Origin of the sequence: Pigmentiphaga litoralis, from assembly GCF_048632615.1 — a bacterium.
Taxonomy (GTDB): Bacteria; Pseudomonadota; Gammaproteobacteria; order Burkholderiales; family Burkholderiaceae_B; genus Pigmentiphaga; species Pigmentiphaga litoralis_B.
The window spans coordinates 682,817-707,175 of sequence record NZ_CP184479.1 but is presented as its reverse complement, the minus strand read 5'-3'; the positions used below and the strand labels follow the sequence as shown (position 1 = coordinate 707,175).

At 64.9% G+C, this 24,359-nt stretch carries 19 protein-coding genes and 3 pseudogenes; 13 read left to right on the top strand and 9 right to left on the bottom strand.

Annotation, left to right across the window (positions count from 1 at the left end):
* The first annotated feature begins 6 nt into the window (after positions 1-6).
* The 5 genes and pseudogenes from ACNANG_RS03165 to phoU all read left to right on the top strand — a co-directional run bounded on the left by ACNANG_RS03165 (position 7) and on the right by phoU (position 5,576).
* Positions 7-444, top strand: a complete 438-nt coding sequence (locus ACNANG_RS03165; protein ID WP_420225961.1) for a group II truncated hemoglobin — start codon at positions 7-9, stop codon at positions 442-444.
* 180 nt (positions 445-624) lie between these two features.
* A complete protein-coding gene (rmuC, locus tag ACNANG_RS03160; protein WP_420227433.1) occupies positions 625-2,004 on the top strand; it encodes a DNA recombination protein RmuC in 1,380 nt (459 codons plus the stop codon).
* Positions 2,005-2,072: 68 nt separating this feature from the next.
* Positions 2,073-3,824 carry an acyl-CoA dehydrogenase family protein gene (locus ACNANG_RS03155; protein ID WP_420225960.1) on the top strand — a complete coding sequence of 584 codons (1,752 nt, stop codon included), beginning with the start codon at positions 2,073-2,075 and terminating at the stop codon, positions 3,822-3,824.
* A gap of 218 nt (positions 3,825-4,042) precedes the next feature.
* Positions 4,043-4,728 (top strand): annotated as a pseudogene (rpiA, locus tag ACNANG_RS03150) (ribose-5-phosphate isomerase RpiA).
* A 146-nt stretch (positions 4,729-4,874) separates the two neighbouring features.
* On the top strand, positions 4,875-5,576 hold the full coding sequence (gene phoU / locus ACNANG_RS03145) for a phosphate signaling complex protein PhoU (RefSeq protein ID WP_420225959.1): 702 nt from the start codon (positions 4,875-4,877) through the stop codon (positions 5,574-5,576).
* 165 nt (positions 5,577-5,741) lie between these two features.
* Here phoU and ACNANG_RS03140 read toward each other — a convergent pair whose 3' ends face one another.
* On the bottom strand, positions 5,742-6,014 hold the full coding sequence (locus ACNANG_RS03140) for an oxidative damage protection protein (RefSeq protein ID WP_420225958.1): 273 nt from the start codon (positions 6,012-6,014) through the stop codon (positions 5,742-5,744).
* 65 nt (positions 6,015-6,079) lie between these two features.
* Between ACNANG_RS03140 and ACNANG_RS03135 the strand changes: the two genes are divergently transcribed.
* Entirely contained in the window at positions 6,080-6,475 is a 396-nt protein-coding gene (locus tag ACNANG_RS03135; protein ID WP_420225957.1) for a hypothetical protein, read from the top strand.
* Between the two features lie 40 nt (positions 6,476-6,515).
* Here ACNANG_RS03135 and ACNANG_RS03130 read toward each other — a convergent pair whose 3' ends face one another.
* The 3 genes from ACNANG_RS03130 to ACNANG_RS03120 are packed head-to-tail and all read right to left on the bottom strand — an operon-like array spanning position 6,516 to position 9,292.
* Positions 6,516-7,610: a Bug family tripartite tricarboxylate transporter substrate binding protein gene (locus tag ACNANG_RS03130; RefSeq protein ID WP_420225956.1), complete on the bottom strand. Its 1,095-nt coding sequence runs from the start codon at positions 7,608-7,610 to the stop codon at positions 6,516-6,518.
* 34 nt (positions 7,611-7,644) lie between these two features.
* Entirely contained in the window at positions 7,645-8,730 is a 1,086-nt protein-coding gene (locus ACNANG_RS03125) for an NAD(P)-dependent oxidoreductase (protein ID WP_420225955.1), read from the bottom strand.
* 34 nt (positions 8,731-8,764) lie between these two features.
* A complete protein-coding gene (locus ACNANG_RS03120) occupies positions 8,765-9,292 on the bottom strand; it encodes a carboxymuconolactone decarboxylase family protein (protein WP_420225954.1) in 528 nt (175 codons plus the stop codon).
* Between the two features lie 137 nt (positions 9,293-9,429).
* Between ACNANG_RS03120 and ACNANG_RS03115 the strand changes: the two genes are divergently transcribed.
* Positions 9,430-10,371, top strand: coding sequence for a LysR family transcriptional regulator (locus ACNANG_RS03115; RefSeq protein ID WP_420225953.1), 942 nt, complete (start codon positions 9,430-9,432; stop codon positions 10,369-10,371).
* A gap of 101 nt (positions 10,372-10,472) precedes the next feature.
* Here ACNANG_RS03115 and ACNANG_RS03110 read toward each other — a convergent pair whose 3' ends face one another.
* Positions 10,473-11,471 (bottom strand): Bug family tripartite tricarboxylate transporter substrate binding protein, encoded by a 999-nt coding sequence (locus ACNANG_RS03110; protein WP_420225952.1) that lies wholly within the window; start codon positions 11,469-11,471, stop codon positions 10,473-10,475.
* A 44-nt stretch (positions 11,472-11,515) separates the two neighbouring features.
* Positions 11,516-12,178: an RraA family protein gene (locus ACNANG_RS03105; RefSeq protein ID WP_420225951.1), complete on the bottom strand. Its 663-nt coding sequence runs from the start codon at positions 12,176-12,178 to the stop codon at positions 11,516-11,518.
* A gap of 108 nt (positions 12,179-12,286) precedes the next feature.
* Between ACNANG_RS03105 and ACNANG_RS03100 the strand changes: the two genes are divergently transcribed.
* The gene (locus ACNANG_RS03100; protein ID WP_420225950.1) at positions 12,287-13,234 is read left to right on the top strand and encodes a LysR family transcriptional regulator; all 948 of its coding nucleotides are present in this window, start codon (positions 12,287-12,289) and stop codon (positions 13,232-13,234) included.
* Here the strand turns inward: ACNANG_RS03100 and argA are convergent.
* Positions 13,218-14,573 carry an amino-acid N-acetyltransferase gene (gene argA / locus ACNANG_RS03095; RefSeq protein WP_420225949.1) on the bottom strand — a complete coding sequence of 452 codons (1,356 nt, stop codon included), beginning with the start codon at positions 14,571-14,573 and terminating at the stop codon, positions 13,218-13,220. The two genes, ACNANG_RS03100 and argA, sit on opposite strands and share 17 nt — an antisense overlap.
* Positions 14,574-14,662: 89 nt before the next feature.
* On the opposite strand from argA, the pseudogene hrpA reads away from it, so the two are divergent.
* Positions 14,663-18,828 (top strand): annotated as a pseudogene (hrpA, locus tag ACNANG_RS03090) (ATP-dependent RNA helicase HrpA).
* Between the two features lie 235 nt (positions 18,829-19,063).
* Here hrpA and ACNANG_RS03085 read toward each other — a convergent pair.
* Positions 19,064-19,453: pseudogene (locus ACNANG_RS03085) on the bottom strand (thioredoxin family protein); the annotation flags it as partial.
* Positions 19,454-19,566: 113 nt separating this feature from the next.
* Here ACNANG_RS03085 and ACNANG_RS03080 point away from each other — a divergent pair.
* Positions 19,567-20,331, top strand: coding sequence for an EI24 domain-containing protein (locus ACNANG_RS03080; RefSeq protein WP_420225948.1), 765 nt, complete (start codon positions 19,567-19,569; stop codon positions 20,329-20,331).
* A complete protein-coding gene (locus ACNANG_RS03075) occupies positions 20,328-21,137 on the top strand; it encodes a competence/damage-inducible protein A (RefSeq protein WP_420225947.1) in 810 nt (269 codons plus the stop codon). The genes ACNANG_RS03080 and ACNANG_RS03075 overlap by 4 nt, the downstream gene beginning before the upstream one ends.
* 113 nt (positions 21,138-21,250) lie before the next feature.
* Here the strand turns inward: ACNANG_RS03075 and ACNANG_RS03070 are convergent, their stop codons facing one another.
* Positions 21,251-21,829 (bottom strand): phasin family protein, encoded by a 579-nt coding sequence (locus ACNANG_RS03070; RefSeq protein ID WP_420225946.1) that lies wholly within the window; start codon positions 21,827-21,829, stop codon positions 21,251-21,253.
* A gap of 422 nt (positions 21,830-22,251) precedes the next feature.
* Here ACNANG_RS03070 and ACNANG_RS03065 point away from each other — a divergent pair, with 422 nt between their 5' ends.
* Together ACNANG_RS03065 and ACNANG_RS03060 are read left to right on the top strand one after the other, a co-directional pair.
* Positions 22,252-23,112, top strand: coding sequence for a DMT family transporter (locus tag ACNANG_RS03065; RefSeq protein ID WP_420225945.1), 861 nt, complete (start codon positions 22,252-22,254; stop codon positions 23,110-23,112).
* Positions 23,113-23,214: 102 nt separating this feature from the next.
* Complete coding sequence (locus tag ACNANG_RS03060; RefSeq protein ID WP_420225944.1) at positions 23,215-24,210, top strand: tripartite tricarboxylate transporter substrate binding protein BugD; 996 nt, start codon at positions 23,215-23,217, stop codon at positions 24,208-24,210.
* The last annotated feature ends 149 nt before the right edge of the window (positions 24,211-24,359 follow it).

Sequence of the window (24,359 nt, the reverse complement as noted above, 5' to 3'; positions counted from 1 at the left end):
GAGGATATGAACGACACGACAAGCACCATTCCGGCCACGGACCCGATGACCCCGGTGGACCACACCCGCACGGTGTATGAGCTGATCGGCGGCGAGGCGCGCGTCAAGGAGTTGGTGGACAGGTTCTACGATTTGATGGACCTCGACAACGATCTGAAAGAACTACGTGCCGCGCACGGCCCGTCTCTGGAGAACGCCCGCAATCGCCTGTTCTGGTTTCTGTGCGGCTGGATGGGCGGCCCTGACTATTACGTCAGCCAGTTCGGGCATCCGCGCTTGCGCATGCGCCACATGCCGTTTGCCATCGGCAGCAAGGAACGCGACCAGTGGGTGCTGTGCATGGGGCGCGCGATGCAGGACGTGGGTGTCGAAGCGGGGCTGGCGGAACGGCTGCTGGCCTCGTTCTTCAACACGGCCGACTGGATGCGCAATCGCAACGCCTGACGGCCGGCGCGGCCGCGATGGAGCCTGCCGCTTCCTTTAGAATGCCGTCTTTGGAAGGGGCCTGGTTTGACCGAAATCGTAGGGTGGGTGACGGCAGCTGCCGCCGTGCTGGCAGCGCTTGGCGCCTGGGTGGCGGTGCTGCGGCGGCCGCAAGGCACGGAGGCCGACGCCGTCGAAGCGATGCTGGATCGGCAGGACAATCTGGAACGCCAGCTGCGCGCCGACTTGCAGGACACGCAACGTGCCCTGCGCACCGAAATCGCGGAATCCATGCGCGGCCTGCGCACGGAACTGACGCATAGTCTGTCGCAGAACCAGCAGGCGCTGGGCGGCCAGCAGGCGCGGCAGGCGCAACTTCTGCATCAACAACTCGACGCGTTCTCGCAAAATTTGAGCACGCTCACCGCGCATTTGCAGGAACGGTTCGATCACCTGCGCACGTCGCTGGCACGTGATGCCGTGGCGGCGCGGGAAGAGGGCGCCGCATCCTTGCAGGGCTTTGCCGATCGTTTCGAGCAACAGCTGCGTGTGTTGACGGAAGCGAACGAGCGCCGCATGACCGATGTGCGCAACGTGGTCGAAACACGCCTGAAGGACATGCAGACCGACAACGGCGTCAAGCTGGAAGAAATGCGCCGCACCGTCGACGAAAAACTGCACGCCACGCTCGAACAGCGGCTGGGTGAATCCTTCAAGCTGGTGTCGGACCGGCTGGAATCCGTGCACAAGGGGCTGGGCGAGATGCAGACGCTGGCAGCGGGCGTCGGCGATCTCAAGCGGGTCCTGACGAATGTGAAATCGCGCGGCACCTGGGGCGAAGTGCAGCTGGGCATGCTGATCGAACAGACCATGACGCCGGCCCAATATGGCCGCAACGTCAAGCCCGTGCCGGGCAGCGACGAGCTGGTGGAGTTCGCGATCCGCCTGCCCGGGCGGGGCGATGGCGGCGTGCCCGTATGGTTGCCGATCGATGCCAAGTTTCCGAAAGAAGAATATGAACGCCTGGTCGATGCGCAGGACCGCGCCGATGTGGACGCAGTGCGATCCGCCGGAACCGCGTTTGAAAAAGGGGTGGAGCTCGAAGCCCGGCGCATCGGCACCAAGTATGTCGCGCCGCCGCACACCACCGACTTTGCCATCATGTTTCTTCCGACGGAAGGCCTGTATGCCGAGGTGCTTCGGCGCACGGCCTTGATGGACCGACTGCAGGCCCTGCGCATCAACGTGGCCGGCCCGAGCAACCTGTCGGCCCTGCTCAACAGCCTGCAGATGGGATTCCGCACGCTGGCCATCGAGCAGCGATCGTCCGAAGTCTGGAATGTGCTGGGCGCGGTCAAGTCCGAGTTCGGAAAGTTTGGCGAAGCGCTGGCCAGCGTGAAGAAAACGCTCGAAACCGCCAGCAACAAGATCGGCCAGACGGAAACCCGGACTCGTGCCATGCTTCGCAACTTGAAAAGCGTGGAGGCCCTGCCGGAGACCGAAGCACAGCGTCTGCTCGGCACGCGGCCCGAAGATATGGCAAGCGAAGACGCGGACGACGCTGCGGCCAGCCCGGGTTGACGTCATCGTTGCGATGATCGCATCGCTGCCTTATCCGTACATGCCGTGCATGACGGCAAGGAGGCAGCATGGATCGCTTCAGCACCCACGAGATCGACAATCAGGTCGATCCCCTTCCTGATTATTCCTTGTTCACGACTGATGACGCCTTGCGCGAAGGCGTGCTTCGCGAAGGCGCCGCGGCGTCGGTGCCGGCCCTGGAAGCGCATGGCGCCTGGCTGGGCCTGGCCTCGACCCGCAACGCCGGCCGGTTGGCCAATCGATATCCGCCCGAACTGATTGCGTTCGATGAGGTGGGGAGACGGGTCGATCGCATCGAGTGCCATCCGGCATGGACCACGCTGCTTTCAGGCATCTGGGCGCAAGGTCTGCATACCGGCCCGAGCGGCTCCCTCGCAACAGCCGGGCAACACATGCACGGCGCGTCCACGGCCGGATCGCACGTGGCGCGGATCGCTGGCTATCTGATGCAGGGCCAGGTCGAAGCGGGCACCTTGTGCCCGACAACCATGACGTTCGCGGCTCGCGCCGTACTCGAGGACGAACCCGCCGGCGAGATCGACCTTGCGCGCGACTGGTTGCCCCTGATGCGATCGACCGACTTCGATCCGTCCGACCAACCCATCACGCATAAACGATCGGCGCTGATCGGCATGGGGTTGACCGAAAAGCAGGGCGGGTCCGACTTGCGCGACACCCGCACCCGGGCGGCGCCACTGAACCTGTCGGGTGCATCCAATACGCAGGGCCGCGGCCAGGCCTATCGGCTGGTCGGCCACAAGTGGTTTTATTCGGTGCCGCAGTCCGACGCGCACCTGGTGCTGGCGCAGGCCGACAGTGGTCTGAGCTGCTTCTTCGTCCCGCGTTGGCGACCCGATGGCACGCGTAATGCAGTGCATATCCAGCGGCTGAAAGACAAGCTCGGCAACCGCAGCAATCCCAGTGCCGAGGTGGAGTTTTGCGATGCCTGGGGCGTGATGGTCGGCGAGCCCGGCCGGGGATTGCCCTTGCTTATGAAGATGGCCACGCTGACGCGGCTCGACTGTGTCGCCGGCAGCGCCGCACTGCTGCGGCAGGCGGTCGTGCAAGCCATGCACCACACCGCCGGACGCCAGGCATTTGGCGCACGGCTGCTGGACCAGCCGCTGATGCGGCATGTGCTGGCCGACCTGGCGCTCGAAAGCGAAGCGGCCACTGCGTTGGCCCTGCGGCTGGCCGGCGCGTTCGATCGGCCCGACGATCCGCTGGAACGCGCCATCCGCCGCATCGTCACGCCCGCCGCCAAATATTGGGTGACCAAGCGGGCGGTGGCCGCGATCGGCGAATGCCTGGAGACCTGGGGCGGCAATGGCTATGTCGAAACGGGACCGATGCCGCGACTGTTCCGCGAAGCGCCGGTCAATGCCATCTGGGAAGGGTCGGGCAACGTCATGTGCCTGGACGTACAACGCGCGATCGCCCGCGAGCCGGAGTCCTTCGCGGTGCTGGTGGCCGAACTGCGTAATGGCGTCGGCATTCATTCGGCTTATGACCGGGCGCTGGACGAATGCCTCGTGCTGTGTGCCGAAGCGTCGCCCTATCAGGCTCGCCGCGTGGCAAGTCTGCTGGCGCTGTTGCTGCAGAGCGCGATCCTGATGCGGCATGCGCCGTTGGCCGTATCGCAGGCCTTCATTGCCGCTCGGCTGGGCGGGTCGAGCTGGCTGGCGGGGGATGGGGCGGTACCCGAAGCGCTGGTCGATCCCATTCTGGCGCGCGCATGGCCACCTGCGGCAGCAGCTGCTGCCGCCCCCGAACCACGCACAACCGAGGATCCCGCCTGAGGGTTCGGCTGGTATGTGCGGCCCAGCCGAGCCGCTGAATTTGCCGGCTGAATCGCGGCCCTGGATATCCGGCCTGACGATCGGGCGGAATACCCCGACCTCATCTGGTGTCCGACTCGATTGGCGCAGCTTTGCTCTAAGGCCACAGGCACCTCTGCTAAAGTGTCCGGTCCAGTCCAATCCGGGCGCCCCGCGCCCGCACTTTCTAGTCAGATGCCATGCTTTCTCAACAGGAACTCAAGCAGCAGGCGGCCGATGCGGCCCTGCAATTCGTCGACGAGGTTGCCGCACCCGACGTCGTGATCGGGGTCGGCACCGGTTCGACCGCCGACCTGTTCATCGATGGTCTTGCCGCCTACCAGGGCCGCATCCGCGGCGCGGTGGCCAGCTCCGAACGCAGCGCGGCGCGGCTGGCTTCGCACGGCATCGAGGTGTTCGACCTGAACGACGTGGCATGGATGCCTATCTATGTCGATGGCGCCGACGAGATCGACGACCATCTGCACATGATCAAGGGGGCGGCGGCGCGTTGACCCGCGAAAAAATCGTGGCATCGGTTGCCGAAAAATTCATCTGCATTGCCGACGAATCCAAGCTGGTCGAGCACATGGGTACGTTCCCGCTGCCGATCGAAGTCATTCCGATGGCGCGCGAAGCGGTGGCGCGCATCGTGCGGCTGCTGGGCGGCACCCCCGACCTGCGTGCCGGATTCACGACCGACAATGGCAACGTCATCCTTGACGTCAAGGGCATGCGCATCACCGAACCCCAGGGGCTCGAAAAGGTGCTCAACGACATCCCTGGTGTCGTGACCAACGGCCTGTTCGCGCTGCGGGGCGCCGACGTGGCGCTGCTGGCGACGCAATCCGGCGTGCGCCGGCTCGACAAGCCCCGTCACGCCTGATCATCATCGGCCCGCCACGGGCGCTGCGGCGCCTGTGGTCCGGAAGCGACGCCTTGCGTGGCGACATATTCCGGTCACATGATGTTCATAAACTGCGAGCTGGATTTCGCCCCCGCTACTCTGCCACTGTCTCGTAAGGAGCCGGCATGACTGAACATACCAATAAACAATACGACGCTGAACTTGAAGAGGTGCGTTCGCGCTTCCTGCAGATGGGCGGCCTGGTCGAGTCCCAGATTACCGGCGCAATCGATGGCCTGGCCAACGGCGACCTGGTGGCGTTGGACGCGGTCGTGCAGCGCGACGCCGAGGTCAACCGTTTCGAAGTCGAGCTGGATGAAGCGTGCAGCCACATCCTGGCGCGCCGTCAGCCCACCGCCGGCGATCTGCGCATGATCATCACGGTCATCAAAATGATTACCGACATGGAACGCGCCGGCGACGAAGCCGAAAAGATCGCGCGCATGGCCAAGCTGATCCATGAAGCAGGCCGCATGAACATGCCCGCCGTCGAACTCTGGCACATGGCCAATAGCGTCGTGACCATGCTGCGCAAGGCGCTGGACGCCTTTGCCCGGCTGGACGCGCAAGCCGCCGCCCAGGTCGTGCGCCAGGACAAGGTGGTCGACGCCGAATGGCAGGGCGTGATTCGCCAGCTGGTTACTTACATGATCGAAGATCCGCGCACCATTTCACGTTCGATCGAATTGCTGTTCATCGCCAAGGCGCTGGAGCGGATTGGCGACCACGCCAAGAACATGTGCGAACTGGTGGTCTACATGGTCAAGGGCCGTGACGTGCGCCACACGGGCGTCGACAACGTGGAACGCGAAGCCGCCGCCAACTGAGCGGTTGTTTGACGCGCAGAGCGCGGGGGTGATGGGCGGACGTGCCGCACAGGTGCCGGATGCCGAGGCCCAAAAAAACCGATGCTGCCTTCGCGCATCGGTTTTTTCGTGGAGCAGGCCGGCGCCTGGGCTCCTGGCCTGCCCTGCCAGCCGTGTCAACCGCGGTCAGGCCGTCGGGGGCACGTACCCTTGCACGTCGACCGTGCCGTCTTCGAACAAAAACTTTTCCATCTGCTGCGCCAGGTACTTGCGGGCGCGGCTGTCGGCCAGGTTCAGGCGGTTTTCGTTGACCAAGCGCGTCTGGTTCTGGACCCAGTCGGCCCACGCTTCCTTGGACACGTTCTGGTAGATGCGCGCGCCCAGTTCACCAGGGTAGGGGGCGTAGTCCAGCCCTTCGGCTTCGCGCTTGAGTTTGACGCATTGAATCATTCGAGCCATGTGGCACCTGCAATAGAGGGTTGCGATCTGTCGATTGTAGCGAAGTCGACCGCCTACAATGCCGCATGGACTCTGCATCTCTTCCACGCTGGACCGCCGCCGAGCTTCGGCAGGCCGCGCACGCCACGCCACCTTGCCCTTCCTGTCAGACCCTGGTCTGCCCGGGCTGGGAATCGCTGCCGGTGTACTTCGACCAGAACCGGCTGGAACCGGTAGCGACCTTGCGGCCATCCCAGGACGACACACCCACGGTCGGGGAATACCACCCTGACGGCACCCACGGCTGGTCGGCCGACGCCCCCATCGCCCCCGGCTGGTTCCCGTACAACCGGTGCGATGTGTGGCGCTGCCTGACCTGCAGCCGCCTGTTCCTGCGCTACACCGAATACGGCGGGTATTACGTGGACGAACGGGTGCGCGAAGTGCGGGCCGGCCTGGTCACGGACACGGCGCCGGATTGATCGCTGCCGCGCTTCGGTGCAGGCCGGCGCTTGCGGTCGATCATTCGGCCGTGATCCCGGCCGCCTTGACCACCTTGCTCCATTTTTCTGTTTCGCTACGCACGAAGCCCGCCAGTTCGCCGCGGTTGACGCGCATGGCCTGGATGCCCTGACCGAGCAGGGCCTTGTCGACTTCCGGATCCGCCAGTGCGGCCGTCAGCGACGCCGACAGCCGATCGAGCGCCGGGGCGGGCGTGTTCCTGGGTGCGAACAATCCCATCCACAGCCCGGTTTCATAGCCCTTCAGGCCCGTTTCGGCCACGGTCGGTACGTCGGGCAACAGCGGCATGCGCTGCGCACCCGTGACCGCCAACGCCTTCAGCGCGCCGGTTTTTACGTGCGGCAGCACCGGCATGACCGATCCGAACTGAATGTCGATGGTGCCGTTCAGCGTGTCCGTGACCGACTGCGCCGAGCTTTTGTAAGGCACATGCGTCAACTGGATCTTGGCGAGCGTCGACAGCAATTGCGCGGACAGATTCGCCATGCTGGTGCTGCCGGCCGATGCGTACGTCAATTTGCCGGGCTGGGCCTTGGCCTGGGCGATGAAAGCGGGCAGGTCCGCGTAGGGCATCTTGGACGCGGTCACCAGCACATAGGGCGACGAGCCGATCAGTCCGATCGGCGTCAGGTCCTTTTCCGGATCGAATGACAGATTGCTGTTCAGGCTGGGGCCGATGGCCTGGGTGCTGACGGTGCCCAACAGGATCGTGTAGCCATCGGGCGCCGCGCGCACCACGGCTTCGGCGCCAATGAATCCGCTGGCGCCCACACGGTTGTCGATGATGACCGTCTGGCCCAGGCTGGCCGACATTTTCTGCCCGACCACCCGCGCGGCCGCATCGGTTGCGCTGCCGGCCTGGAAGGGCACGATCAGCCGGATGGAACGATTGGGATAGGCGTCCTGGGCGAAGGACGCGTGCGGCGCCAGGGCCGGCACGAGGCCGATCAGGCCCGCGCAGGCAAGCCGGGGAAGGTGGGCAGTCAAGGCGTGCATGAAAATCTCCCTGCCGCGATCGACCGCGGCTGTGTTGTCGTTGTCGTTGTCGGTGTCGTCGTGGCCAAAGGCACCCCGCCTCGGATCGTGACGCCGCATGCAGACGCTGCAGTCAGACGCCGCGTGCCGCCGCTCAGGACCGCAGCGCCTGGTCCAGTCCGGTAATCAGTTCTTCGAAATCGCCGGTCGCGTTCAACCGCGGGCTGCCCGCCAGATGCGGCGTCAGCACCACCTGCGGATATTGCAGCAGTTCGTCGTCATCGTCGCCAGGTTCCGTCCACAGGGTGTCCAGGCCCATGCCGCCCAGTGTGCCATCGCGCAGAGCGTCCAGGACGGCGTCGCGCGACATTACCTGCGCGCGCGACACGTTGACCAGGCGCACGCCGCGCTTCATCTTCTTGAACGCCGCGGCATCCAGCAGGTTTTCGGTGGACGGCGTCGCAGGCAGTTGCGCCAGCAACCAGTCCGACATGCCGAGCAGCGTGTCCATGTCACGGTACTCCGCGTGCCAGGTCCGCTCGGTGTCCGCGTCCAGTTGCGTGCGCTGCGTGTAGACGATCTTCATGCCGAAGGCGTGCGCGCGCAGCGCGACTTCGCGGCCGATCTCGCCAAACCCGATGATGCCCAACGTTGCGCCCTGCAGCATGGCGATATCCGGAATGCGCGCCCAATTCGAACTGGGCGTGTGCCGCCGATCGAAGGGCGCGGGGGCAAAACCCGCGGCCTTCAGCAGCGCCACGCTGGTCTTGCCGTTGACTTCCGGCAGGCGCTTGGCCAGGGCCAGCATCATCATCAAGGCCTGTTCCGCGCAGGCCACATTGGCGCGGCGGCGCAGCGTCAGGACGGGTACGCCACGCGCTTCGCAGGCCTGCAGGTCGATGTTGCGGGTAATGAAGCCGAACTTCTGCACCGCGCGCAAACGGGGCGCCAGCGCCAGTTCGTCGGCGCCGATAGCCAGCGATTCCACCACGACCGCGTCGGCGTCCGGCAAGGCCCGATGCAGTTCTTCGGCCGTCTCGACAAACGTGACGCGTGATGGCGCGACGCGGGGGACGCGATCCCGCAAGGCCTGCCGCCAACCCTCGAAATCCGGCACGTCGTGCGCAAAGAAATCGGCAAAGGCGGCGCGGCGATCCGCCGTGCACTGATCGTTGAGAACCACATCGATCACGCGGGTGAAGACGTCCTGCTCGACAACGAGATGCGGGCGTGAGGTCAAGGTCATTCCAGTTCAGCTAGGGTTGGACGCCGGGTCATTCCGGATCGATCTGCAGGGCATTGAGCACGCGCGTGTGCATGTTGTAGGCGCCGATCAGGACCGACAGTTCAACGATCTGGCGCACTTCGAACTTGGGACGCAGCCGGGCAAACACGGCGTCGGGCACCTGCGCCTCGCGCGTCAGCGCATCGACATAGGCAATGACGGCGAGTTCGGTCGGGCTGAATGCGTCGCTGACGACCGTGTCGGCAAGCAGCGCGTCGCAGGCGGCGTCGTCCAGTCCATCCTGGCCGGTAAAGTGCTGGCGGTGCACGTCGACCACATAGCCGGCATGATTGAGCACGGCGACCCGCAGGATCACGATTTCGCGCAAGCGGGCGCCCAGTTGCGTCTTCCAGCGCACCGCATTGATGAAGGCCAGCCATTCTTCGGCGATCGCCGGGCTGTGCAGCAGCAGTCCGTACACAGGAATCAGTTTGCCGCGGCGTTCGGCGCGGATCCGCCCGATGGCGGGCGCCAGTTCGGGATGGGTCGTTTCATCGACGTAGGGGATACGGGCCACGGCAGCTTTCCGGTAATTGGGGCCCCGAGGGGCCATGGACCGGATTTAAGCAAGCGCGGGCTCCCGAATCGATAGGGCCGCGTCAATAGTAATATCGACGCCAATCGATAACGCGATTCCTTGTCTGGAGCGTGGCCATGGTTCGATCGTCCGCAGTCACCCCCATCAACCTGCAGTTGCTGGCGCAGTTCGAAGCTCTGGTGCAGGAACGCCATGTCAGCCGCGCGGCGGAACGCATGGGGGTGGGGCAGTCCACCATGAGCGCCGCGCTGGCCCGATTGCGCATCCTGTTCGATGATCCCTTGCTGGTGCGCACGGCAAAGGGAATGGTGCCCACGCCCAAGGCGCTGGAGCTGGCCAAACGCGCGCATCAGGCGCTTGAGTTGCTTGAACCGAATCGCCTGCGCAGCCAGGACTTCGACCCCGCCACGTCCACGCGCCAGTTCCGCATCCTGGCGACCGAGGGCCTGGCGCTGCTATTCACGCCGCCCATTGCCGCCTTCCTGCGCAAGCACGCGCCGGGCGTGCGGTTGCTGGTGCAGCCGGCCGACATGCGTCACACGGTCGAAGCGTTGCGCGATCAGGAATGCGACGTGACCATCAGCAACATCCTTCATGCGCCGCCCGACCTGCGCAAAACCCTGGTCTATCCGCAGCGCGCATGTTGCATCGTCAGCGCGACGCATCCGGAAATTCGCGCGCGCATGACGATCAAGCAATTCCTGAAGTACCCCCATGTGCTCTGGGGCGCTGACACGGTGTCGTACCGGTCCATGGAAGGGTCGGTGAATCAGGCATTGGCGACCGGGCACCATCACCTGCCCAGCACCATGCGTGTGCCCAACATCCTGATCGTGCCGGCCGTGGTGGCCGCCACCGACATGATCGCAACCCTGCCCCTGCGCATTGCCAATGAAGCCGCCAGTTCGCTGGCCATCCGCATCGTCAGGCCACCCCTCAAACTGGCCAACCCGGACATCAGCATGTACTGGCACGAACTGAGTCACCGCGATCCCGGGCACATCTGGTTTCGAACGGCCATCCAGGACATTGCCAAGACACTGCGGCCCGGGGTCTGAGCCCCGGGACGGCGTGGCAAGGGTGAGGTCGGCGGCGACGTCGAGTTACCGGGCAGGCCACCGGTCGCCGCAAGCGCACCGGCCGGCTTGCGGCCGACCTGTCATTCCAGCTTGGCGCCCGACTGCTTCACGATGTCGGCGTAGCGCTTGATCTCGGCCTTCGAGAACGCACCGAATTCCTGCGCCGTGCCACCGCCGATTTCGGCGCCCAGTTCCAGCAACTGCTTGCGGGTGTCGGGCGTCTTCAGGATCGCATTGATTTCGGTGTTGAGCCGCTCAATGATCGGCGCGGGGGTGCCCGCCGGCGCCATGAAGCCATACCAGGCGCCGGCAATCATGCCCGGAACGCCGATTTCGTCGAAGGTGGGAACGTCGGGCAGCATGGGCAGGCGCGTCTTGGACGCGACCGCCAGCGCCCTGAGCTTGCCGGCACGCACCTGTCCGAGTGAACCAGTGTCCAGCATCATCGATGTCTGTCCGCCCATCAGGTCGGCCACGGCCGGGGCGCTGCCTTTGTAGGGCACGTGAAGGATGTCGATCTTGGCTGCGTTCTTGAGCATGGAACCGGCCAGATGCTGCGACGAACCCACGCCGCCCGACGCATAGGTCAATTCGCCCGGGTGCTTTTTGGCGTAGGCGATCAGGTCCTTGGCCGTCTTGTGCGGCGAAACTTCCGGCACTTCCAGGATATTGGGCACGGTTGCCACGTAAACGATAGGCGCAAAGTCCGCAACCGGATCGAAGCCCAGGCGCGAGTACAGGCTCGGGTTGGCCGCATTGGTCGAACTGGTTGCCATCAGCAACGTGTAGCCATCGTTGCGTGAGCGGACGAATTGTTCGGTGCCGATGTTCCCGCCCGCGCCCGGTTTGTTGTCGACGACAACGGTCTGGCCCAGGCGCTGCGACAAGGGCTGCGCAATGAAGCGGGCGATGGCGTCGGTCGCGCCGCCCGGGGGCCATGGCACGACCAGGCGGATCGGCTGGTTCGGGTAGGTCTGGGCATGCGACACGGAAGGCAGCGCGGCTGCCAGTGGCAGGGCCAGCGCCAGGGCGGCGCGTGTCAGGTTCAGCCGCAGGGTCGGGGAAAGCAGGGGGCGCAACGCAATGTCATGGGGTCTCCGTCAATTATTGTTCGTGGGGCAGATCAGCGCAGCCCTTTGGCCGCCAGGAATTCCTGCACCCAGGCATCGTCATACGTGCCGTCGGCAATGCTGGCCATGGTCGCGACCTCGTCGCTGCCCTTCTTGCGGGTGGCCGCGGCCACCTCGCGCGCATCGGCCGGCGAAATGAACACGATGCCGTCACGATCGCCCGCGACGATGTCGCCGGGATGCGCCACCGCACCGCCAATGCTGACCGGCACATTGATTTCACCCGGGCCATCCTTGTAGGGGCCGCGATGGGTGATGCCGCGCGCATAGCAGGGGAAGTCGTCATCGGCAAAAGCCTGCGCGTCGCGGATGGCGCCGTCGATGATGATTCCCGCAAAGCCTCGGGCCTGCGCGACGCGCTTCATGATCTCGCCGATCAGCGCGCGCTCGATCACGCCGCCGCCATCGACCACCAGCACGTCGCCAGGCTGACCCAACTGCAGCGCGCGGTGGATCATCAGGTTGTCGCCAGGGCGGACCTTGACCGTCAGCGCCGTGCCAAGCAGGTAGCCGCCGCGGTGCCGCGGCTCAAGGCCCACGGCGCCCGACATGCGATGCAGGCTGTCGCTGATGTTGGCGACGGGCAGGTCCCGAAAGAGTTCAACCAGGGCAGGGTCGCCAGGGACGCGGGGGAGGACGCGAAAGCCGTTGGACACGGTGTCTCCATGCAAGGTTTATAAGAATGCCGGCCACTATAGGTCAGCCCGCGCCAATAAAAAAAGCGATTAAAAGTCGGACTACACTAAGAAAAAAGGAAGACTTTCATGACGCTCAGGCAACTTGAAGCCTTCTACTGGTCGGCCGTGCTGGGCAACTTTTCCGCTGCGGCGATCAAGCTGCACATGACGCAATCGGCCTTGTCCAAACGCGTGGCCGAACTGGAAAGCGTGCTGGGCATGCGGCTGTTCGACCGTGACGGTTACCGGCCACAGGTCACCGCGCAAGGGCGCAGCCTGCTGGACAAGGCGCGCCGCATGCTGGCGTTGCAGACCGAGATCCGGGAAATGGATGGCGCGCAGGCGGAACTGGTGGGGGACTGCCGGTTCGGCATTACCGAGCTGGTTGCCATGACCTGGCTGCCCGAACTGGTCGCGTCGCTGCGCCAGCAGCATCCGGGGGTCGTGCTCGAACCCGACGTGGACGTGTCGATGGGCCTGCACGAAAAACTGCTTGCAGGCGCCATCGACTTTGCGGTCATGCCCATGCGGTCGCCCGACCGCAGCCTGGTCAGCGAGCCGCTCAGCAAAGTGGAATTCGCGTGGATGGCCGCACCCGAACTGGTGGGGGAACGTGCGTTGCTTACGCCTGCCTTGCTGGCGACCCATCCCGTCCTGGTGCAAAGCGCGGGCTCGGGGCTGACGCCGATCTTCGATGCCTGGTCGCATAGCAACGGCCTGTCGATCCATCGCACGCTGGCCAGCAACAGCCTGGCGGCCATTGCCGATATGGTCGTCGCGGGCCTGGGCATCGGCTTTCTGCCCGTCGCGCACTTTTCGCCGCTACGGGATCGCGGCGATCTGTGCCAGTTGCGCACGACGCGCAAGGTGCCCTGGCTCGACTACTACCTGGTGCATCGGCCCGACGAAACCAGCGGCGTGGCCCGGGCACTGTTCGGCGCGGTGCGCCAGACCTGCGATTTCGTCAAGCCGCACCGGCTGGCGCGAGGCAAGCGCAAGACCACCGGCCGGGGCCGGTTCAACTCAGCCGTTTGATGAATACCTGGCTGTTACGGTTGCGATCGTAGTGCGACTGCTTGTCTTTTGGCAGATCGGACACACTTGCAGGAACGAAGCCGCGCTTGATGAACCAGTGCGCGGTACGAGTGGTAAGGACGAACAGCCGGGTAATGCCCACCGCGCGGGCGCGGGATTCGACGTGGCGCAGCAGCTTGTCGCCTTCGCCGGTGCCTTGCCATTGCGAGTTGACGGTCAGGCAGGCCATCTCGGCCATCTTTTCGGCCGGGTAGGGGTACAGCGCCACACAGCCGAAGATCACGCCGTCGTGCTCGGCGACCGAGAACTTTTCGACGTCGCGTTCGATGCTGCCGCGGCCCCGGCGAACCAGGGTGCCGTCGGTTTCCAGCGGTTCGATCAGCTGCACGATGGCGCCGACGTCGTCGATGGTGGCGGGGCGCAGGTCGTCGAGCAGGTCTTCGACCACCATGGTGCCCACACCGTCATGGGTAAAGATTTCGAGCAGCACCCCGCCGTCCATGTCGAACGGGATCAGGTGCGCGCGCGCGACGCCGAGTTTGACCGCACGCGACGCATGGCGCAGCACGACGGTGGTGCCGGCATCGATATCGCCTTTGGCGACAAGGGCATCGGCATCGTCGCGCGCCAGTTCGGTGTCGACATTGCCTTCGGGATCCAGGATGGACGGCGCGTCGGTCAGGAAGATCAGCTTTTCGGCGCGCAGGGCGACGGCGACGCTGGTGGCCAGTTCTTCCATCGCCAGGTTGAAGGCTTCGCCGGTGGGCGAAAAGCCCAGCGGCGACAGCAGGGCGATGGACCCGTGATTGATGACGAATTGCAGGGCTTCGGCGTCGACCTTGCGAACCAGGCCGGTATGGCGATAGTCGATGCCGTCGATCACGCCGACCGGCCGCGCGGTAATGAAGTTGCCCGACACGACACGGATGTGCGCGTGCGACATGGGGGTGTTGGGCAGGCCCTGGCTGAACGCCGCTTCGATGTCGAGACGGATTTCGCCGGCGGCTTCCTTGGCGCATTCGAGCGCCGCGGCGTCGGTGATGTGCAAGCCCCGGTCGAACTGGAAGTCGATGCCCTTGAGCCGCAGCTGTTCGTTGACCTGGGGACGCGAGCCGTGCACCAGCACCAGGCGGACGCCCAGGGCGCTGAGCAGCGACAGGTCCTGGATCAGTACGCTGAGCGCGCCGGCCTGGACCAGTTCCCCGCCGAACGCCACCACGAAGGTCTTGCCGCGAAAGGCGTGCACATAGGGCGCGACCTCTCGGAACCATTGCACGAACTGGGCGTGCACGTCGGGGTCGGCGGGAATCAGGGGCGGAGTCAGGGCAGGGGCGGTCATCGCGGAATTATATGATGCGGGGCACCGGCATGTCGGTGAGACGGGGCGCCCGGGGAATTTATAATGGGGGGTTATCAAAAGTAGCGGTTATGGCAGAACACTCAGGCAAGCAGGACACATCTTCACGCAATCGGGGCGCGGCCGGCACAGCGCGCACGGCGCCCGCCACCACAGCGGGCAATGCTTCCGCCACGGCAGGCACGGCAGCCGCAGGCGGCGTCGTCTCGCCCGGCGCGGAGCGCCCCGGGCGCCCGGCACGGGCCGGCCGGCCCGAGGGCCAGCTCCGGTCTGCGCGCGACCCGAACGCGCCGCGCGAAGCCCGCCCGCCGCGCGACCCGAACGCGCCGCGTGAAGCCCGCCCGCCACGCGACCCGAACGCGCCGCGTGAAGCCCGCCGCGACCGCGGCGATCGTAACGCCCCGCGCGCACCGCGCACCCGCAATCCCGTCCCGACGATCACCTATCCCGAAGAGCTGCCGGTCAGCGCCCGCCGTGAAGACATCGCGAAGGCGCTGGCGGCGCATCAGGTCATCATCGTGTCGGGCGAGACGGGGTCGGGCAAGACCACCCAGCTGCCCAAGATCTGCCTGGAGCTGGGCCGGGGCAGCGCCGGCATGATCGGCCACACCCAGCCGCGCCGGCTGGCGGCGACGTCGGTCGCCCGCCGTATCGCGCAGGAACTGAACACCCCGCTCGGGCAGGTGGTGGGCTATCAGGTGCGCTTCAACGACCGCACGGAAGCCGGTGCGTCCATCAAACTGATGACGGACGGCATCTTGCTGGCGGAGTCGCAACGCGATCCCTGGCTGCGGGCCTACGACACGATCATTATCGATGAGGCGCATGAACGCAGCCTGAACATCGACTTCCTGCTCGGCTACCTGAAGCAGTTGCTGCCGCGCCGCCCGGACCTCAAGCTGATCATCACGTCGGCCACGATCGATGCGGACCGCTTCGCAACCCACTTTGCGTCGCCAGGGCACGACCGCGCGCCGGTGATCGAAGTGTCGGGCCGCCTGTATCCAGTCGAGGTTCGCTATCGCGGCATCGACACGCCGCGTGGGCAGGACCCGAACGCCGCCGGCAATCCCGACACCGCGCCCCGCAAGGAGAAACGCGAGAAGGAAAACCTGTCGCGCGACGAAGAAAAGGACATGATCGACGCAATCGTCGATGCCGTGGATGAGTGCGCGCGTCACGGCCCGGGCGACGTCCTGGTCTTTCTGCCGGGCGAACGTGAAATCCGCGAAGCGGCCGAGGCGCTGCGCAAGCACCATCCCCCGGCACCGAAGTGCTGCAACTGTTCGCGCGCCTGTCGCAGGCCGACCAGGAAAAGGTGTTCCATCCGAAGGGCAGCGGCCGGCGCGTGGTGCTCGCGACCAACGTAGCCGAAACGTCGCTGACAGTGCCGGGCATCCGCTTCGTGGTGGACACGGGCCTGGTGCGCATGAAGCGCTATTCGTGGCGCAACAAGGTCGAACAACTGCATATCGAGCCGGTCAGTCAGGCCTCCGCCAATCAGCGGGCCGGCCGATGCGGCCGTCTTGGTCCGGGCGTCTGTATCCGGCTGTATGAAGAGGACGACTTTGCCCTGCGGGCGCCGTTCACGGACCCCGAAATCCTGCGCGCCTCGCTGGCCAGCGTCATTCTGCGGATGAAGGCGCTCAAGCTCGATGACATCGAGGACTTTCCATTCGTTGAAGCGCCGCCGGGCCGGGCGATTGCCGACGGCTATCACCTGCTGCAGGAACTGGGCGCCATTGATGACAGCAACACGCTGACGCCGGTAGGCCGCGAACTGGCGCGCCTGCCGGTGGACCCGCGCATCGGCCGTATGATCCTGGCCGCGCGGGACAACGCCTGCCTGGCCGAGATGCTGATCATCGCGTCGGCCCTGTCGGTGCAGGATCCGCGCGATCGGCCGCAAGAGGCGCAGGAAGCCGCCGACCAGGCGCATGCCAAGTTTGCCGACGAACGTTCCGAGTTCATGGCCTTCCTGAAGTTATGGCATTGGTACAACGAGGCCGTCGCGCACAAGCAGTCGCAGCGCAAGCTGGTGGACACCTTGCGTCAAAGTTTCCTGTCGCCGGTGCGCATGCGCGAATGGCATGACATCCATGCGCAGTTGGCGTCGGTGGTCGGCGAGCAGGGCTGGCGCCTGAACGAGGCCCCCGCCACGCTGGAACAGGTCCATCAGGCCTTGCTGGCCGGACTGCTGGGCAACCTGGGCTACAAGGCCGAAGAAGACGCGCAATACCTGGGCGCGCGCGGCATCCGCTTCTACATCCATCCAGGTTCGCGGCTGGCGCGCAAGGCAGGCCGCTGGGTGGTCGCAGGCGAACTGGTCGAGACGTCTCGCCTGTTTGCGCGCACCATTGCCAAGATCGACCCGGTATGGATCGAACGGGCCGGCAAGCACCTGCTGCACAAGAATTGGTCCGATCCGCGGTGGGAAAAGAAAGAAGGCCAGGTCGTCGCAAACGAACGGGCGACGCTGTATGGCCTGACCATTTACTCCGGCCGCCGTGTGAACTATGGGCGCATCAATCCGTCGCATGCGCGCGAACTGTTCATTCGTCAGGCGCTGGTCACCGGCGACATCGACACCAGGCTGCCCTTCATTGCGCACAACCGCAAACTGTTCGCCGAAATCGAAAAGCTGGAGCATAAGTCGCGCCGTCCCGACATCCTGGTCGACGACGAACTGATCTACGCGTTTTATGACCGGCAGATTCCGGCCGATGTGCATCAGTTGGCGACGCTCGAAAAATGGTATCGCGACCAGACCGCGACGCCCGAGCGGGACAAGTCCCGTCTGCTGTTCCTGTCGCGCGACGAGCTGATGCGCCATGAAGCCGCGGGCGTTACAACGGACGTGTTTCCCAAGATGCTGTCTCTGCATGGCATCGACATGGCGCTCGACTATCACTTCGAGCCTGGGTCGCCGCGCGATGGCGTGACCCTGTCGGTGCCGCTGTTCGCGCTCAATCAATTGGACGCGACCCGGTGCGAATGGCTGGTGCCGGGCATGGTGAAGGAAAAGGTGCATCTGCTCCTGAAATCCCTGCCGCAGAAACTGCGCCGCCATTGCGTGCCCTTGCCCGAATACGCGGCAGGCTTCTTCGACCGCTGGTTCGATGTCGCCGTCAAGCCGGACCGCGGCCTGATCGAGACCCTGATTGCCGACGTGCGCGAGCAGAAAACGATCCAGCTCGCGCCGCCGGACTTCAAGCTGGAAACCCTGCCGGCCCACTTGTTCATGAATTTCCGCGTGCTGGACGAGAACGGCCGCATGCTGTCCATGAGCCGGAACCTGGCGCAGCTGAAAGGCGAACTGGGACGCGAGGCGCAGGCCACCTTCCAGCAGGTGGCGTCGCGCGACAAACAGGTGGCGCAGGCCCTGGCTCACGAAGGCCTGACCGACTGGACCTTCGGCCCCTTGCCGGAACTGCTGGAGATCAAGCGCGGCGGCCTGTCAGTGATCGGCTATCCGGCATTGGTGGACAAGGGCACATCGTGCGACCTGGATGTCTTCGACGATCCGGCCGAAGCGCTGCGCCATCACCGCGCGGGTTTGCTGCGCCTGTTCCGGCTGCAGCTGAAAGAACAGGTCAAGTTCCTGGAAAAGAACCTGAACGGGCTCACGCAAATGAGCATGCTGTACCTGCCGCTCGGCACCCAGGAAGAACTGCGCGACCAGATCATCGACACGGCGCTGGCGCAGGCCTGCCTGGGCGACCCGTGGCCGGTCGATGCTGCGTCCTTCACGGCTCGCCGCAACGAAGGCAAGGGCCGGCTGGGCCTGCTTGCGCAGGAAATCGCGCGGCTGGTGTCGACGATCCTGACCGAATGGGCGGCCGTCCTGCGCAAGCTGCCGCAAGCCCGCGGGCACGCGGCGTCGCATGCCGATATCGAACAGCAGATGCGCGCGCTGATGCCCAAGTGGTTCGTGCGCGAAACGCCGTACGCGCAACTGGTGCACTACCCGCGCTACATGAAGGCCGCGCAGGCGCGCGTCGACAAACTGCGCGCCGACCCGGCCCGCGATGCAAAGCTGCTAAGCGAGCTGGGCCAACTGCTGACCCCCTACCAACGCGCCAAGGCCGCGCGCAAAGGCGTCGACGACGCGCGCCTGGACGAGTTCCGCTGGATGATCGAAGAACTGCGCGTGGCCCTGTTCGCCCAGGAACTACGCACCCCCATGCCCGTCTCGGTCAAACGCCTGCAGAAGGCCTGGGAAGCGATCCAGCGATAGTTGCGAAGTGCAGCGCACCCAGGGCGAGAGCACAGCTGCTCTGGCTTCAAAGGCCGTCTCCAACAAGCCTCGGCGCCCTATCCAGGGCACCGGGGATCTGGCTCCGCCAGTCTCCTGGTGCCGCCCCTGGGGAGGCGCGCTGCGCCTAGGGGGGCAACACCCGCCAGTCCGCCAGTGCCGCCCCTGGGGGAGGCGCAAAGCGCCTAGGGGGGCAACACCTTCGCCTAGGGGGGCTTAAATGCTCACGTAGCTTTGGCGCAGCCAAAGCTACGTCCCCACCTTCTGGGTCCGCCACGATCGCCTGGATCATCCGCTCAAGATGGCCGATGTGCGGCAGCATGGGCCCGTAGAACCGTGTGCGGGTCGCGTCCTGGATCAACAGCGTCGGGAAATCTTCGATGTCCTCGTCATCCAGCAACTCGGGATGGGTCTCGACATCCACCCACACGAACACATGGTGCGGCAGCGACGCCGCCAGATCCGTAAACCGCGGCAGGTATTCCCGGCAGGTTCCGCACCATTCCGCGCACAGGCACGCAACGAGCAGAGACGCTTCGCCAGCCAGGGCGTCGGCAATCAGATCGGCATCGGTATCGGGCAGGTAAACAGGCGCGGAAGCAGGCATCGGCAAGGTAACGGAAGGCTACGTTTCTGCACCTATTATGCCTGTGCAGTGCGGCATACTGGCGTTCCCTTGACCCGTACGGATCGTCGCCCTATGAGCACTCCCCCAACGCGTTGCCCGTGGTCACAAGGTCGGCCGGCTTCGACGGCGTCGGGCGCGCCCTTGGCCGTGCCGTGGTCTCCCAATTTCGCGGCCCCATGTTGATGGCCTTGCTGCTGCCGTTCGCGGTGGCGTTGATCGGCGCGATCGTGCTGATCTGGCTGTTCTGGACGCCGCTCAGCGAATGGCTGCAGATCACGCTGTTCCAATGGTCGGTCGTGAACCAGATGGACACCGCGTTGATGGCCCTGGGGATCGCGTCGCTCAAGCTGTGGCTGATACCGGTCGCGGCTACGCTGATCCTGCTTCCGCTGTCAGGCATCCTGGGCCTGGTGACGGCGGCGGTATTCATCATGCCGCTGGTGCTGCGCCACCTGAGCGAGCGCGACTACCCGGACGTGCGCCGCGAGGGCGGCAATGCGCTCGTGGCCGGCGTCTGGAACGCCCTGTGGGTGACGGTGGTGTTCGTGCTGGGCTGGTTCTTCACGCTGCCGCTGTGGCTGTTGCCGCCGCTGGCCGTGGTGCTGCCGATCTTCTGGTGGGCCTTTGCTTTTACCCGCATGCTGCGGCTCGATGCGCTGGCCGATCATGCATCGCCGCAAGAGCGTAAGATTCTGCAGGCGCGACATAACAAGGGGTTCTGGGCGCTCGGCACGATTTGCGCGCTGATCAACCTGCTCCCGCCCGCGTGGTTCCTGCTGCCGGTCCTGTCGGCACTCATGTTTTCGCACTTTGGCCTCGAGGCGCTGCGTCGTCTGCGCAGCGAAACACAACCATGACACACACATCCACGCCTGTTCAGCGTCAGATCGGGCTCTTCATCATCGGTGACGAAATCCTGTCGGGTCGTCGCCAGGACCGGCACTTCGCCAAGGTCGTCGAACTTTTGAGTGCCCGCGGGCTGCAGCTGTCATGGGCGCAGTTCATCGGCGACGATCGCGAGAAGCTGATCGACGCCTATCGCCGCAGTCTGGCGAGCGACGATATCGTCTTTTCGTGCGGTGGCATTGGCGCCACCCCCGACGACCACACGCGACAGGCAGTCGCCGCTGCCTTGGGGGTCGAGACCGTGCTGCATCCCGAAGCTGCCGACCTGATCGGCCAGCGGATGGCCGAGTCGGCCGCGCAGGGCAAGGGCAGCGCCGACATGACGACGCCGGAAAACCGTCAGCGGCTGCGCATGGGCGAATTTCCCCAAGGCGCCGAGATTGTGCCAAACCCGTACAACAAGATTCCAGGCTTCTTCATTCACGACCATACTTTCGTGCCGGGCTTTCCGGTCATGGCCTGGCCGATGATCGAGTGGACGCTGGACAACCGCTACGCAGACCTGCACCACAAGGTGCCGCACGTCGAACATTCGTTCCTGGTGTACGACCTGGCGGAATCCACCATCACGCCCGTCATGGAAGCGCTGGAAACGCGCTGGCCCGCCATCAAAGCGTTCAGCCTGCCCAGCATGGGCGGCGCCGGGCGCAACCACATCGAGCTGGGCGTGAAGGGCGAGCCCGAACAGGCCGCCGTGGCGCTGACGTTCCTGAAGGACGAAGCCAAACGGCTGGGCGGGACGTTCGGGGCGGCTTGATCGTTGCATCAACAATCCCCACGCAAACGAAAAAATCCCGCCGAAGCGGGATTTTTTGATGGGTCGGTGCACCGGTGTCAACCATCCACGGTGCACGGACCCTGCCGTGGCAATTACGCTGCGGCGGTAGCGGCCTTGCGGACACGCGACGTGCGGGCAGCGGTATCGCTGGCAGCCTTGAACGTGGCGTTGGTCGCGGCAGTCATGTTCGACTCGGCGACTTCGGCGGCCTGTTTGGCGGCCTTGCTGACCGAATCGTAGGCCGACGTGGCGGTCGCCAGCGACGACTTGATCATGGCGATGGCGCTTTCCGAACCGGCCGGGGCCGACTTGGACATCTGGTCGACGACGTCGATCATCTGTTGTTGCTGGGCGGCCACCTGAGCTTCGCTCAGCTTGGCGAATTCGCTTTGCACGCCAGCCATGATGTCATAGACATGCTTGCTGTAGGCCAGGGCCTTTTCGGCGTTCGGCTGGGCCAGCGAGGCGGTGAAGGCCATGGCTTCCTGGCCATCCTTCAGTTCGAACGCTTCCTGTGCCTTGATCGACAGTTCGTCGAGCGTTGCCTTGGCAACCTTCACGTGCAGGTCAACCAGCTTTTCGAAGCCGGCAAAGGCGGTGTTGTTGGCGACCAGGAAAGCGTCGAAAAGGGCTTTCTGGTTGGCGAGGGCGCGTTCTGGGGTTGCGGACATGTTGACTCCTGAGTCGGTCGTGGATTTCAGAGATCGGTCATGAGAGCATCCGGTCGTCCCGAAAATCCCCGATCTACCTATTGATGGTCACGCTCTCGGTGACCGCGTTGCCTGCTTCACCCTGGTCAAGACCTGTGATGTTGCAATGCACAATGCCTATTTTAGGGATGCGATCCACCATGTCAAGGGCAGCTTTCAACGCTCCCGGCAATAGCTACAAGGTTGGCGACGCCCGGTCGGCGCGCTGTCCCTGGGAAGACCTGGCCCGGAAAGAAAATCCGAAGTGCAAAAAAATTTTTCACAGCACACGGATTTTATGTTGCGACGCGAGAACTCGCCCTGTTCAGCTGCTGTTCAGCCTGGCCGAGCAGCCCGCCGCGCGCCCCGTTACACTTCCGGCTTCCTCTCGCCTGAGGTCCGCCGTGGCCGATACGCTGCTGTCCCGCCTGGTTTCTCCCTTTTTTGTGCTGACCTGGAGCACCGGCTTCGTCGTGGCGCGATTCGGCCTGCCTTATGCCGAACCCGCCACGTTCCTGGCCCTGCGCTTCATCGGCGTGCTGATCGTCATGGCGCCGCTGGCGCTGCTGGCGCGCGGCGCGTGGCCGTCGCGTCGCCAGGGGTTGCACATGGCGGTGGCCGGCATCCTGCTGCAGGCAGGCTACCTGGGCGGTGTGTGGGCCGCCATCAAGCTTGGCATGGGCGCGGGGCTGGCCGCGTTGATCGTCGGCATGCAGCCGGTGCTGACCGCGGTGTTGGGGCAGTGGCTGGGCGATCGCCCCAATGTTCGTCAGTGGGCCGGCCTGGCGTTGGGCCTGGTCGGCGTCGGGATGGTGGTCGGCAACCGGTTGGGCAACGAACTGACGCCGGCCAGCCTGTCATGGGCGATCCTGGGACTGCTGTCGATTACGGCCGGCACCCTCTACCAGCGCCGCTTCTGCCCGGCGATCGACCTGCGGGTGGGCAGTGCGCTTCAGTTCGGCGCGGCCCTGGTCGTGACCCTGCCGTTTGCCTTCCTGTTCGAAACCCGCGACGTCATGTGGACGCCACAATTCATCGGCGCGCTGGCCTGGTCGGTGCTGGCGCTGTCCATCGGCAGCGTGTCGCTGCTCTTTTTGCTGATTCGTCGCGGCGCCGCCACACGTGTCGCCAGCCTGATGTATCTGACTCCTGGCGTGACGGCGGTCATGGCCTGGCTGCTGTTTCGAGAGGCATTGACCCTCGTGATGATCCTAGGGCTGGTGGTGTCGGCCGTCGGGGTGGCGTGGGCTCAGGGGAAACGATAGGGTTCAGCTCGCCGTCAACCGCGCCCGCTTCCCGTAAACTCCCACGCAAGGCTGTAGGCACTACGTGCTCCAGTCAATAAATTCGATAAGCGGAGAAGTGGGATGACATTGCGTAGAAAGATGATGTCCGTAGCGGTTGCTTCGGTCATGGCGGCGGGTGTGGCGGCATTGGCGCCAGGACTGGCAATGGCCCAGAACTATCCGTCCAAGCCGGTCACGATGATCGTGCCATTTGCCGCAGGCGGTCCGACCGACGTCGTGGCGCGTTCGCTGGCCGAATCCATGCGCAAGACCCTGGGCCAGACCATTGTGGTCGAAAACGTCGCCGGCGCGGGCGGCACGATCGGCACGGCGCGCGTCGCCAAGGCCCAGAACGACGGCTACACCCTGTTGTTGATGCACATTGGTTTCTCGACGGCGCCGGCGCTGTATCGCAAGCTGAGCTACGACGCCGCGAACGACTTCGCGCCGGTCGGCCTGACGGTCGACGTGCCGATGACGATGATCGCGCGCGACAATTTCCCTGCCAACAACTTTGCCGAGTTCCTGGCCTACGTGAAGGCCAATAACGCCAAGCTGTCGATGGCCAACGCCGGTATCGGCTCGGCCTCGCACCTGTGCGGCCTGATCTTCACCAGCACGGTTGGCGTGGATCTCCAGACCATCCCGTACAAGGGCACGGCGCCTGCCATGAACGACATCCTGGGCAAGCAGGTGGACTTCATGTGCGACCAGACGACCAACACCACGGGCCAGATCAAGGCCAACAAGGTCAAGGCCTACGCCGTGACCAGCAAGGCCCGCGTGCCCAGCCTGCCTGATCTGCCGACCATGGATGAATCCGGTCTGAAGGGATTTGAAGTGGGTATCTGGCACGGCCTGTGGGCGCCCAAGGGCACGCCGCAACCCGTCGTCGACAAGGTCCAGGCCGCGCTCAAGGCAGGCCTGGCCGACCCGGCCTTCAAGAACCGCATGACCGAACTCGGCGCGATCGTTCTGGCCGACCAGGCCAGCCCGGCGGCGCTCGACAAGCACGTCAAGAGCGAGACGGCCAAGTGGGGCGCGATCATCAAGAAAGCCGGCGTCTACGCCGACTGATCCTGTTGATTTGATTGAGGTTTGAAGGATGGCGGACCGGTTTTGACCGGTTCCGCCATTTTTTGGGCGCGCGCCGGATCAAGCAAGTTATAAAAATAGCGTTGTAAGTCGTTCATTTCACAGACAATTCCGGTTCGAAATCTGATAAG

Bases quoted from the DNA above. Each gene is read 5' to 3' on its own strand.
- ACNANG_RS03155 (WP_420225960.1), top strand. From the start codon at position 2,073: ATGGATCGCTTCAGCACCCACGAGATCGACAATCAGGTCGATCCCCTT.
- ACNANG_RS03135 (WP_420225957.1), top strand. From the start codon at position 6,080: ATGGACTCTGCATCTCTTCCACGCTGGACCGCCGCCGAGCTTCGGCAG.
- ACNANG_RS03060 (WP_420225944.1), top strand. From the start codon at position 23,215: ATGACATTGCGTAGAAAGATGATGTCCGTAGCGGTTGCTTCGGTCATG.
- ACNANG_RS03140 (WP_420225958.1), bottom strand. From the start codon at position 6,014: ATGGCTCGAATGATTCAATGCGTCAAACTCAAGCGCGAAGCCGAAGGG.
- ACNANG_RS03165 (WP_420225961.1), top strand. From the start codon at position 7: ATGAACGACACGACAAGCACCATTCCGGCCACGGACCCGATGACCCCG.
- ACNANG_RS03070 (WP_420225946.1), bottom strand. From the start codon at position 21,829: ATGTCCGCAACCCCAGAACGCGCCCTCGCCAACCAGAAAGCCCTTTTC.
- argA (WP_420225949.1), bottom strand. From the start codon at position 14,573: ATGACCGCCCCTGCCCTGACTCCGCCCCTGATTCCCGCCGACCCCGAC.
- ACNANG_RS03075 (WP_420225947.1), top strand. From the start codon at position 20,328: ATGACACACACATCCACGCCTGTTCAGCGTCAGATCGGGCTCTTCATC.
- ACNANG_RS03130 (WP_420225956.1), bottom strand. From the start codon at position 7,610: ATGCGGCGTCACGATCCGAGGCGGGGTGCCTTTGGCCACGACGACACC.
- phoU (WP_420225959.1), top strand. From the start codon at position 4,875: ATGACTGAACATACCAATAAACAATACGACGCTGAACTTGAAGAGGTG.
- ACNANG_RS03100 (WP_420225950.1), top strand. From the start codon at position 12,287: ATGACGCTCAGGCAACTTGAAGCCTTCTACTGGTCGGCCGTGCTGGGC.
- rmuC (WP_420227433.1), top strand. From the start codon at position 625: ATGCTGGATCGGCAGGACAATCTGGAACGCCAGCTGCGCGCCGACTTG.
- ACNANG_RS03115 (WP_420225953.1), top strand. From the start codon at position 9,430: ATGGTTCGATCGTCCGCAGTCACCCCCATCAACCTGCAGTTGCTGGCG.